At 67.3% G+C, this 11,270-nt stretch carries 11 protein-coding genes; 4 read left to right on the top strand and 7 right to left on the bottom strand.

The window, feature by feature from the left end; translation table 11 throughout:
- Positions 1 to 4: 4 nt before the first annotated feature.
- The 5 genes from OG804_RS11955 to mftR all read right to left on the bottom strand — a co-directional run bounded on the left by OG804_RS11955 (position 5) and on the right by mftR (position 3,085).
- The gene (locus tag OG804_RS11955) at positions 5 to 649 is read right to left on the bottom strand and encodes a SpoIIE family protein phosphatase (RefSeq protein ID WP_328396876.1); all 645 of its coding nucleotides are present in this window, start codon (positions 647 to 649) and stop codon (positions 5 to 7) included.
- The gene (locus OG804_RS11950; RefSeq protein WP_327150759.1) at positions 642 to 1,067 is read right to left on the bottom strand and encodes an anti-sigma regulatory factor; all 426 of its coding nucleotides are present in this window, start codon (positions 1,065 to 1,067) and stop codon (positions 642 to 644) included. The genes OG804_RS11955 and OG804_RS11950 overlap by 8 nt, the downstream gene beginning before the upstream one ends.
- Positions 1,045 to 1,434, bottom strand: coding sequence for an STAS domain-containing protein (locus tag OG804_RS11945; RefSeq protein WP_328396873.1), 390 nt, complete (start codon positions 1,432 to 1,434; stop codon positions 1,045 to 1,047). Before OG804_RS11945 ends, OG804_RS11950 begins: the two co-directional genes overlap by 23 nt.
- Positions 1,435 to 1,447: 13 nt before the next feature.
- Positions 1,448 to 2,350, bottom strand: coding sequence for an STAS domain-containing protein (locus tag OG804_RS11940; protein WP_328396871.1), 903 nt, complete (start codon positions 2,348 to 2,350; stop codon positions 1,448 to 1,450).
- 117 nt (positions 2,351 to 2,467) lie between these two features.
- Positions 2,468 to 3,085 (bottom strand): mycofactocin system transcriptional regulator, encoded by a 618-nt coding sequence (mftR, locus tag OG804_RS11935; protein ID WP_328396869.1) that lies wholly within the window; start codon positions 3,083 to 3,085, stop codon positions 2,468 to 2,470.
- A gap of 286 nt (positions 3,086 to 3,371) precedes the next feature.
- On the opposite strand from mftR, the gene mftE reads away from it, so the two are divergent.
- Together mftE and mftD are read left to right on the top strand one after the other, a co-directional pair.
- Positions 3,372 to 4,070: a mycofactocin biosynthesis peptidyl-dipeptidase MftE gene (gene mftE, locus OG804_RS11930; protein ID WP_328398333.1), complete on the top strand. Its 699-nt coding sequence runs from the start codon at positions 3,372 to 3,374 to the stop codon at positions 4,068 to 4,070.
- Positions 4,067 to 5,284 (top strand): pre-mycofactocin synthase MftD, encoded by a 1,218-nt coding sequence (gene mftD, locus OG804_RS11925; protein ID WP_328396867.1) that lies wholly within the window; start codon positions 4,067 to 4,069, stop codon positions 5,282 to 5,284. The genes mftE and mftD overlap by 4 nt, the downstream gene beginning before the upstream one ends.
- A gap of 60 nt (positions 5,285 to 5,344) precedes the next feature.
- Here the strand turns inward: mftD and OG804_RS11920 are convergent, their stop codons facing one another.
- The gene (locus OG804_RS11920; RefSeq protein WP_328396865.1) at positions 5,345 to 5,533 is read right to left on the bottom strand and encodes an alpha/beta hydrolase; all 189 of its coding nucleotides are present in this window, start codon (positions 5,531 to 5,533) and stop codon (positions 5,345 to 5,347) included.
- A 185-nt stretch (positions 5,534 to 5,718) separates the two neighbouring features.
- Between OG804_RS11920 and OG804_RS11915 the strand changes: the two genes are divergently transcribed.
- Complete coding sequence (locus OG804_RS11915) at positions 5,719 to 7,395, top strand: fumarate hydratase (protein ID WP_328396863.1); 1,677 nt, start codon at positions 5,719 to 5,721, stop codon at positions 7,393 to 7,395.
- Between the two features lie 50 nt (positions 7,396 to 7,445).
- Positions 7,446 to 8,243 carry a DUF4253 domain-containing protein gene (locus OG804_RS11910; RefSeq protein ID WP_328396861.1) on the top strand — a complete coding sequence of 266 codons (798 nt, stop codon included), beginning with the start codon at positions 7,446 to 7,448 and terminating at the stop codon, positions 8,241 to 8,243.
- 221 nt (positions 8,244 to 8,464) lie between these two features.
- On the opposite strand, the gene rph is transcribed toward OG804_RS11910, so the two are convergent.
- Positions 8,465 to 11,083 carry a rifamycin-inactivating phosphotransferase gene (rph, locus tag OG804_RS11905; protein WP_328396859.1) on the bottom strand — a complete coding sequence of 873 codons (2,619 nt, stop codon included), beginning with the start codon at positions 11,081 to 11,083 and terminating at the stop codon, positions 8,465 to 8,467.
- Between the last annotated feature and the right edge of the window lie 187 nt (positions 11,084 to 11,270).

Raw genomic sequence — 11,270 nt, 5'->3', positions numbered from 1 at the left:
CGCATCACGACGCTTCTCGCTGGACTGTTCCGTTCGAGGCGCCCCGGACCCGCGCCGCGAGAACCAGCGCGTCATCGGTGTCCTTGGCGTGCCGCTCCAGCAGTTCCTGCGCGATATCCGCCGTCGATTTCGCGAGATCGACGCCCTGGCCCGGTTCCACCTCCACCCCGTCGGTGGACATGAGCAGCAGATCACCCGGTCGGACCGGAACGCTCTGCGGCTGCAGGGTGGACGGCAGCCGATACCCGACGATGCCGCCGCTCTGCAATGCGGTGGCGCTGATCTGGGGCCCGGTGGGCCCGGCGGTGAGCACATGGGATTCGACATTGCCGACGCTGAGCCACTGCGCTTCTTCCGCACCGAACAGCGTCAGGGTGACCGCCGCGCCGCGGGTGTCGGACATGGCCCGATGGCACAGCACCATCAGCACATCCAGCGGTTCGGCGCGGTTCTCGGCGAGCACCCGGGTGGCCCGGTCCACCGCGGCGGCCGCCGCCGTACCGTGGCCGAGGCCGTCGAGAACCGCGAACAGCACGGTGCCGGTGCCGGTGTCCAGGACGACACAGCGATCCCCGGACACATCCTGTCCAGGGAGGGCGCGGCCGGCCATGGCCCATTCGATCCGGCCGATGAACCCGTCCTCATGCACCGTGGGGTACCCACTTCCACATCTCCACCAACGTGCCTGCACCGGGCGCGGATTCGATGGCCATACCGTCCATCAGCCGTTTGGCGCCGGGAAGTCCCAGTCCCAGGCCCAGGCCGGTCGAGTAACCGTCCTCCATGGCCCGGGCGATATCGATGATCCCGGGCCCCTGATCTTTTGCCTGGACCACGAGGGCGCGGCGACCGTCGCGTTCGTCGACCTGCAGTCGGATCTCACCGCTGCCGGCGTAACTGGTGATATTCCGCGCGACCTCGGAGATCGCTGTGGAGATCATCGTCCGATCGGTGAGCGTGAAGCCGAGTTCTTCGGCCAGCTCACGTCCGGCCTGACGTGCGGTCACGATGTCGTTCGACATCTTCACCGCGATAACCACCTGTTCAGCGGGCACTGTCACGACCATCTCGGTGCTGGCGCCGCGAAGCCTTGCGGTTCAGCCAGGCCAAGCCCTCCTCGAGGTCCAGTGCGGTGTGCATGTCCTCGAAGGTGAGGCCTAGTTGCACCATCGCGAACGCGACCTCGGGTTGCAAGCCCACGATGACGGTTTCGGCACCGCGTAACTGGGTCATGTGCGCGATGGTTCGCAGCGACCTCGCCGCGAAGGAGTCCATCACGTCGATGGCGGTGACATCGACGATGATGCCCTGGGCGCGGTACTTGCTGACCTGTTTCATCAGGTCGTCCTGCAGCCGCTCGGTATCGGCATCGGTCAGTGCGGACTGCACCGACGCGATGAGATAGGTGCCCTGTTTGAGGATCGGTACTGGCATTATCGAATTCCGGTCAGCGCGAATCGCGTTCGCTGCGCTCGGTCACTCTCGACACTTCGTAGCCCAGTAACCGCTCCGCCTCCTCGATACCGCCCTGCAGGTCGCCGACCGCGTTCATCTTCGACAGGTCCAGCCCGATGGTGACCAGGGTCAGCGCGATCTCCGACGACAGGCCGGTCATGATCACGCTGGCGCCCATCAGTCCGGACGCGTCCACCGTCTGCACCAGGTGGTTGGCGACGGTGGAGTCGATATCGGGTACACCGGTGATATCGATGACGACCACCTTGGCACGGTTGTTCCGAATGGCCCGCAGCAGTTGCTCGGTGAGCTGGCGGGCGCGCTGACTGTCCAGAACGCCGATTATCGGCAGGATGAGCAGCTGTTCGCGCACCTGGAGCACCGGGGTGGACAGCTCGCGGATGGCTTCCTGCTGCTGGCGGATGACGCGTTCGCGTTCCTGGACGAAGGAGATGGCCACGGTGTTGGCGATCCGGTTGGCCGCCGGTTCGTAGGCGTCGAGCACCGAGTTGAGCAGCTCGAAATTGGACTGGTACTTCTCGAACAGCGAACGGGCCAGCACATCGCGCAGCAGCAACACCATGCCGAGGACCTCGTCGGTCTCCACGCCTCGGGGAATGATGCGCTCGGAGAGATCGCGGGCGTAGGCCTGCAGCGCCTCGACGCTACCGGTTTCCAGCACCTCGACGTAGTTGTCGTACACCGAGGTGGCCTCGGAGAAGACTTCCTCCGGCGTCATCGCGGTGAGCAGCCGCGCCTCGGTGATGCGCCGGGCCCATTCCTCCCGGAGCGCGGTGCGGTTCTGGCGCAGGTGTTCGACGAGCTGCGGTAGCAGATTGTCGACGGGTCCCGCAGCCAATGAGTCCGCCGAAAGGCCCATGGACACCTCGGACATGTAACTTGTGCCCCTTTCGACGGCGGTCGCGTACATCATAGATTTTCCGGCGGTCGTGCCGTTACCGAGCCTAGTCATACCCCTGCGCCCATACTGGTGAAACCTGCTGGTCCGGTTTTATCGCGTCGGCGTGACGGAGTTCGCATCGGGTACCGCGAATCCTCGTTCGAGCGCCGCGAGCGCGTGGTCGAGGTAGACGGTGAGGTCCGCGTCCGCCCGCGCCAGCCAGGCGTCGAAGGCGGCGCGGGCGGCGGCCAGGGTGGTCCGGCCCACGGCCATCGGGACGAGCGCGTCCGCGGGCTCGCCCAGTCGCGTCGCCGCGAACTCACCCACCGCCCGCTCCCAGGCGTCGTAATGGGTGCCGGCGGTCGCCGTCAGCGCCGGGACATCGGCGACCAGTTTCATCCGGACCCGCAGTTCGGCCACGTCCTCGGCGCGGTAGCGGTTGGCATTCACCACCACCCTGCGCACTGCCGACATCATCGGCTCGGCCTCGGGCACGGTGGCGAAGGCGGCGCGCAGCGCGGTCACCTCGTCGTCGAACGAATACCAGAGCACCTCCGCCTTTCCGGAGAAGTAACGGAAGAAGGTGCGGCCGCTGATCCCGGCCGCGGCAGCGATCTGTTCCACGGTGGTCTCGTCGAATCCCTGCTCGCTGAACAACCGCATCGCGATGAGTTCGAGTTCGCGTTTGGTGGTGCCCCGCGGGCGGCCCCGGGGATGTTGTGCCGTCACAGGTTAAATAGTGCTCTGCTTTCGGCGCGTCGGCGCGCGCGGGGGCGAGGCCCCCTGAGTGTCGTCGTTCAACCCTGACGACCTGCGCCTGCGGCGCATGCGCTCGGCGGGCTGAACGACGACGCGGGCCTCGGCCTCGAAGTGCCTTGCTGAACTCGGCTCCAGTGGTGCGCCGGCTTTCGATGTCCGGATCCGATGTCGACGTGAGGCGCAGCAGTCCACGGAACGAAGTCCCCAGCGTGAACCCCTTGATTATGTCAGTCACTGACGATAATCTCGCCGCATGATGGTGGTGGACCTCACATGGCCCGAGGTGGGCGCGCTGCGCGCGGCCGCGCCGGTACTCGCGGTCCCGGTCGGGGCGACCGAACAGCACGGCCCGCACCTGCCGCTGTCCACCGACAGCGATCTGGCCCGCGCCCTGTGCACCGGCCTGGCCGCGCGCCGGCCGGACGTGCTCATCGCGCCCACCGTCTCCTACGGCGCCAGCGGCGAGCACGCCGGCTTCCCCGGGACCCTCTCGATCGGGCAGGCCGCCCTGGAACTGCTCATCGTCGAACTGTGCCGCTCCGCCACCGAAACCTTCGACCGGATCGTCCTGGTCAACGGCCACGGCGGAAATATCGAGGCCCTGCGCCGCGCGGTGACCCTGTTACGCGCGGAATCGCGCGACGTCCGCCTGTATCTCCCGCGCTACGCCGGTGACGCCCACGCCGGGCGCGCCGAGACCTCCCTGCAGTTGAGTCTCGATCCGGGCAGAGTGCGTACCGAGCGCGCCGAACCCGGCGAAACACGTCCGCTGGCCGAGATCCTGCCGCGGTTGCGAGAGGGCGGAGTGGGGGCGGTGAGCGCCAACGGGGTGCTCGGCGACCCCACCGGCGCCACCGCGGCCGAGGGCGCGGAGTTGCTCGACCGGCTCGTCTCCCAATTGTCCGAACAGATCCGGCAGTGGTGGCCGGAACCAGTGGAAAGGATCCGACCATGAATCCGTGGTTCGAAACCGTCGCCGAAGCCCATCGGCGGGCGAAGAAACGACTGCCGAAATCGGTATACGGCGCGCTGGTCGCCGGCTCGGAACGCGGTCAGACGATCGACGACAACCAGGCGGCGTTCGGCGAACTCGGTTTCGCGCCGCACGTCGCCGGCCCGATCGGCGAACGCGACCAGTCCACCACCGTGCTGGGCCAGCAGATCTCGATGCCGGTGATCATCTCGCCGACCGGGGTCCAGGCCGTGCACCCCGACGGCGAGGTGGCCGTCGCTCGCGCGTCCGCGGCGCGCGGTACCGCGATGGGGCTGTCGTCGTTCGCGAGCAAACCGGTCGAAGAGGTCGTCGCCGCGAACCCGTCCACCTTCTTCCAGCTCTACTGGTGCGGCTCGAAGGACGACATCGCCGGGCGGATGGCCCGGGCGAAGGCGGCGGGCGCCGTCGGACTCATCCTCACTCTCGACTGGTCCTTTTCGCACGGTCGCGATTGGGGCAGTCCGGTGATCCCGGAGAAACTGGATCTGCGCACCATGGCGGGTTTCGCGCCGCAGGTGGTTGCCAAACCCCGCTGGCTCACCCGCTACCTGCGATCCGGTTCGCTGCCCGACCTCACCGCCCCCAATATGGCACTCGGTGACGCCCCGGCCCCCGGATTCTTCGGGGCATACGGCGAATGGATGGGTACCACGGCGCCGGACTGGGACGATGTCGCCTGGGTGGTCGAGCAGTGGGGCGGGCCGGTGATGCTCAAGGGTGTGATGCGGGTGGACGACGCGCGCCGTGCCGTGGACGCCGGGGTGGCCGCCATCTCGGTGTCCAACCACGGCGGCAACAACCTCGACGGAACCCCGGCGTCCATCCGTGCGCTGCCGGTGGTGGCGGACGCGGTGGGACACGAGATCGAGATCCTGCTGGACGGCGGCATCCGGCGCGGCAGCGATGTGGTCAAAGCGGTGGCGCTCGGCGCCCGCGCGGTGATGATCGGCCGCGCCTACCTGTGGGGTCTGGCGGCGAACGGGCAGGCCGGGGTGGAGAACGTGCTCGACATCCTGCGTGGCGGTATCGATTCCGCGCTGCTCGGACTGCGCAAGACCAGCATCACCGATCTGGAGCGCTCCGACATCGTGATTCCCGAAGGCTTCGAACGTCGGCTGGGCGTCGACGTGGCGGCGCAGATCCGGTTGCCGGAATCGGCCACCGGCTCGGTGTGACGCTGTCGCGGTAGTGGACTCGCCGGCCGCGCCGGACCTCCGGTGGCGGCGCGGCGGGCCTCATTCGCTGCCCAGATGCCTGCCGAAGAACTCCGTGAGCGCGGTGACGGCCGGGGTGACGTATTCGTCCTTGTCGTAGAGATCGACGTGGGTGGCGCCGTCGATGACGACGAGCTCCTCGGGCTCGGCTGCGCGGTCGATCGCCTCCCGGCTGAAATAGGCGCTCTCCGCTTCCGAACCGGCGATCATCAGGAGCGGCCTATGCCGAGTCTGCCCGTACTCGCGTTCGAGAGGTTACGATTTAGGTTTGCCTAACTAGCAGGGCTTCGCGCGCCGGTCGCTAGGCTCGTTGTGCTTGACCCCCGGCACAATGGCGTTCACCCCGCGGCTGTGCCGTGTTCGAACCGCAGCCCACCTCCAAAGGAGTGCGATCGGTGACCGCTCCCGAATTCCGCTATTCAGACCTGCTCCCGATCGGCGCCGACGACACCACGTACCGGTTGCTCACCACGGAGGGCGTCAGCACCTTCGAATCCGGCGGCCGGACCTTCCTGCAGGTCGACCCCGAGGTCCTGCGGATGCTGACCGCGGAGGCGATGCACGACATCAGCCACTATCTGCGGCCCGCGCATCTGGCCCAGCTGCGCCGGATCATCGACGATCCCGAGGCCAGCGGTAACGACCGCTTCGTCGCGCTGGACCTGCTCAAGAACGTGAACATCTCGGCCGGCGGCATCCTGCCGATGTGCCAGGACACCGGCACCGCGATCGTGATGGGCAAGAAATCCGAAGGTGTGCTCACCGGCGTCGACGACGCCGAATGGATCAGCCGCGGAGTGTTCGACGCCTACACGAAGCTGAACCTGCGCTATTCGCAGCTGGCGCCCGTCACCATGTGGGACGAGAAGAACACCGGCTCCAATCTGCCTGCCCAGGTCGAGCTGTATTCGACGCCCGGCGATACCGCGCAGCCTTCCTACAAGTTCCTGTACATGGCCAAGGGCGGCGGGTCGGCGAACAAATCGTTCCTGTACCAGGAGACCAAGGCCATCCTGAACCCCGCGCGGATGATCGAGTTCCTGGACGAGAAGATCCGCTCGCTGGGCACCGCGGCCTGCCCGCCGTACCACCTCGCCGTGGTGATCGGCGGGACCAGTGCCGAGTTCGCGCTGAAGACCGCGAAATACGCCTCGGCGCACTATCTGGACACCCTGCCCACCGAGGGGTCGATGGCCGGCCACGCCTTCCGCGACCTCGAACTCGAGCAGGAAGTGTTCACACTGACCCAGTCGTTCGGGATCGGCGCCCAGTTCGGCGGCAAGTACTTCTGTCACGACGTCCGGGTGGTGCGGTTGCCGCGCCACGGCGCGAGCTGCCCGGTCGCGCTGGCGGTGTCGTGCTCGGCGGACCGGCAGGCGCTGGCCAAGATCACGCCCGAAGGCGTCTTCCTGGAACAGCTCGAACGCGAACCCGCGCAGTACCTTCCCGAGCAGACCGACGAGATCCTCGGCGGCGATGTCGTGCAGGTCGACCTGAACCGGCCGATGGACGAGATCCGGGCGGAACTGTCGAAATACCCGGTGAAGACACGGCTCTCGCTGTCGGGTCCGCTGGTGGTGGCCCGCGACATCGCGCACGCCAAAATCAAGGAACGGCTCGACGCGGGCGAGGAGATGCCGCAGTACCTGCGGGATATGGCCGTCTACTACGCCGGACCGGCCAAGACACCCGACGGTTACGCCTCCGGATCCTTCGGGCCCACCACGGCGGGCCGGATGGATTCGTACGTGGATCAGTTCCAGGCGGCCGGTGGTTCGTTCGTCATGCTCGCCAAGGGCAACCGTTCGGCTCAGGTCACCCGGGCCTGTAAGGAACACGGCGGCTTCTATCTCGGCTCGATCGGCGGCCCCGCCGCCCGGCTCGCGCTGGACTGCATCAAATCGGTGGAGGTCCTCGAATACCCGGAACTGGGTATGGAAGCGGTCTGGAAGATCGAGGTCGAGGATTTCCCGGCGTTCATCGTGGTGGACGACAAGGGCAACGATTTCTTCGCCGAAACCCAGAAGCCGATCGCGCTGCGGGTACGGACCCGGTCCAAGGAACGGGTCTGAGCGGACAGCCGCCGCACACGGCCCGGATCGGTTCGGCCTAGAATTCGACCATGACGGAGTCGTTTGTCTTTCCCGCGTTGCCCGGTGATCTGCCACCCGGACGGTTGATCCGGGCGACAGTCCGCGACTCCCTCGACGACGAGCGGGAGGTGCTGTGGGTGTCCGATCACCCGCAGTCCCGGGCCGATCAGCTCTGGGGGCGGCTCTACGGCCGCCGGGCCGCGACCGGGTTGTATCCACTGTTGCTCGATACCTTGGAGTCCGTCGCGGAGACCGACCCGGAGATCGGCCCGCGGCCCTGGCACAGCGCCGAACTCGACTTCGTGCCGGTGGACGCGATCAATGCCCTCGATCCGGCCGAGGTGCTGCGCGAAATGTGGCCGGCCGCCGTCGGCGACGACGAATTTCCCTATCCCGGGGTCCCGCACGAGTGGCCGGGTCCGGCCGCTCGGGGAGTCTCGGATGTCGACCCCGACTCGGCGGCCGCGGAACTGGCATACCGGCTCGCCGCCGACTCGGCGCGGCTGATCGGACTGGTCCCGGCCGAGTCGGGCGCGGACGCACTGGCCCTGTGCGGATGGGAAGGGCCGTTGAATCACACCAACTTCACCGAGGAGATCGCTGTCGTCGTCCGTTCGTGGGAACGACGATTCGGCGTGCGTGTGGTCATGGTCGGCTTCGACACCCTCCACCTTTCGGTTGCCGCCCCGCCCGAAACCCCTGAGCACGCCCAGCAGGTAGCGGCCGAACACCTGTCCTTCTGCCCGGACAATGTCGATCACGACTCGTTCGACGCTTACGCGAAGAGTTTGATAGGCAGTGACACCTGGTATTTCTGGTGGGACTAGCCGTCCGGAGGCGTCGACGGCGTTCGGCGGGTCCGCTTTCCACTAGCACGCCTGATCGGTGCGGCTGGGATCGCCCGCGATGTTGTCGAGAGGGGATCGACGTCGCCTGGACCACCACTGTCTACGCGTCACTGGTCCGCCACCGCGCCCCGGTGACGCGTGGCCGACCCGGGTGCGCCGCCCGCGTCATCCGGCGGCCCGGAAGCCGTTCTATCCGAGTCTCATTCGGCGTGCTCGGACAGGATCTCGACGTACCCGTCCGTGCCGTTCACGCGGATCCGCTGCCCGTCGTGGATCAGCCGGGTGGCATTCTCCACGCCCACAACAGCCGGTAAGCCGTACTCCCGGGCGATCACCGCGCCGTGGGTCATCGTTCCGCCCACCTCCGTCACCAGGCCCTTGATCGCGACGAAGAGGGGCGTCCAGCTCGGATCGGTGTAGGCGGTGACGAGGATGTCGCCGGGCTCGAGGTCGGCCTGTGCGATGTCGGTGACGACGCGGGCTCGCCCTTCGATCGTCCCCGCGGACACCGGCATTCCGGTCAATGCCGCGGCCGGTACATCCGTGCGCCGATAGGAGCCGGCGACGGCCTCGCCGTCCGAGGTGAGCACCCGGGGCGGCGTGAGCGCACGATACGAGCGGAACGCATCCTTTCTGTCACGAATGAGCTGGTCGGACGCTCGGTGCGTGAGTACGACCGCCCGGAGTTCGTCGAACGTCAGGTAGAAGATGTCTTCCCGGTGGTCGAGCACCTGGTCTCGCACGAGACGCTCGGCCTCGCTCAACAGGGCTTTCTTGTATACGAAGTAGCGGCTGACCATGCCGTACTTCGGATACTCCCGGTAGCCCGAGAAGGTGCGGACGCGGTCGATCATCCGCTTGGTCTCGTCGGCCTTCCGTTCCCCGTCCGGCAAGGTACGGAGGCGTTCCAGCACCTCCTCTTCTTTCTTCTGCGCCTCGCACCGACCGTCCTCGAAATGGCGTTCGGCGGCGCCCGGTTCGAAGTTCTTGATATTGCCGACGATCACCGGCACGAGCGTGGTGGGGTGTTCGCTCCAGCGCGGTCTCGTGATGTCGATCTCGCCGGCACAGCGCATGCCGTACTTGTCGAGGTAGGCCTCGACGGCCGCTCGTGCTGCGCGGCCGCCCCGCCGCTTCGCCAGCTCGTCGAGAAAGGTCTCGTCGTCGGCACCCCCGTCCGCGACATGCTGTAGAAAGTCCACCACATCCGGGTGCGGCCGCATCACGTCGGCGACGTCCAGCAGCGCCAAGCCCATCTCCGAGGTGACGTTGTCCGGGACCGACTGCGTGAGAGTGTCGGCTACGTTCTTCTCGCCCAGCCATTCCTGGAGCCGGTCGTTGAGCCACCAGGTCGCCTCCATGCCCGCGTTGATCACCTGGAGACCCCGCGCAGCGAACAGGACGCGCCGCAGCTCCTGCTGGATATCGGCGAGGATGAAGTCGAGCAGCGCCGATCCGGATCGGGTCCCGATATCGCGCTGCAACGCGCCGAGTGAGGCCTCGGCGTCCGCGATCAGCTCGGCGACGACGGCCGGGTCGGTTTCGAGCGGGGCGGGCGCGCCACCGGCCGAGGGGCTGCCGGGGTCCTCGTCCGGAGACAAGGGGACGAAGTCGTCGCGTTCGACGACGGTCCGCAGCGCGTCCCCGATGAGCGGATCGGATTTGCCGAGGGCGTCGACCACGGCCGCGCGGCCCGCCGGTGTGGACAAACGCTCGGTGACATCGATGTACAGCCGGCCGCCCGCGTGCCGCATGGGCGCCCGGCTCGTCAACTGCCATACCGAGATTCCCAGCGGCTTCATGGGGTCGGTCATCATCTGCTGATGGCCGACCGAGACGTACACCCGGTTCGTGTCGTCGGCCGCCTCCGGGATGGGGAACAGGGTGGTGATCGGCCGGCTCTGCACGATGCGGAACTCGTCGTCGACCAGGCACCATTCGATGTCCTGCGGGTTGCCGAAATGCGCCTCCACGCTCCGGCCCAGTTCCGCGAGGCGCAGGATCTGGGCGTCGGTCAGCACGGGCTGATCCTGCCGCCCGGGCTCGATCTCCTGGACATGCGTGCCGCCCGCCGGTGCGGCCAGCACGGCGACCCGTTTGGTGGCGACCGACTTGTCGGTGACTTCGCCGTCGCGCACCTTGTAGACGTCGGCGTTCACCAGGCCGGAGACCAGCGCCTCGCCGAGACCGAAGCCGGCGTCCACCGAGACGATCTTCCGGTTGGACGTGATCGGGTCGGCGGTGAACAGGATCCCGGCCGCCTCCGGAAACACCATCCGCTGCACGACCACCGCCATCTGCACCTTCCGGTGGTCGAAGCCGTTACGCAGCCGGTAGGTGACTGCACGCTCGGTGAACAGCGAGCCCCAGCACCGGCTCACGTGCTGGAGGACCGCCGGACCCGCGACGTTCAAGTACGTGTCCTGTTGACCGGCGAACGATGCCGTCGGCAGATCCTCGGCCGTGGCACTGGATCGGACGGCATAGGCGTCGGAGGCCCCGAGACCGGTGAGCGAGTCGTCGATCGCTGCGGCCACCTCGTCGGGAACGACGCATTCCTCGATCGCCCGGCGGATCTGCGCGCTCAGCATGCGGATCGACTCCCGGTCCTCGGGCTGGAGGCGCGACAACTGCTCGAGCCGCTCGTCGATCGACGGCACCGCGGCCACGATCCGCTGGAAGGCGGCCGTCGTCACACAGAAGCCGTCCGGCACCCGAACGTTCTCGATTCGCGACAGCTCCCCGAGGTTCGCGCCCTTGCCGCCGACGACCGCGAGCTGCGTCCGGTCGATCTCTCGGAAGCTCAGCACGTAACCCATTCCCTGCTCCTCACCTGTGGTTTCCTGCGTCCGTGGGCGATTATGGACCACAAATCGGAGTCTCATGAGGGCTCCGAATCGTGTATAACCTAGAAGGGGGACGGGGGAGCGGCACGACAAGCCCGGAATCCCTCACTGCGCAGCCGTGATGCGTCGGCCGGCCTGCCTACGAGATCGGCAAGAGCCT

This window comes from Nocardia sp. NBC_00416 (assembly GCF_036032445.1).
In the GTDB taxonomy this organism is placed as follows: domain Bacteria; phylum Actinomycetota; class Actinomycetes; order Mycobacteriales; family Mycobacteriaceae; genus Nocardia.
This window is presented reverse-complemented; position numbering and strand designations above follow the sequence as displayed.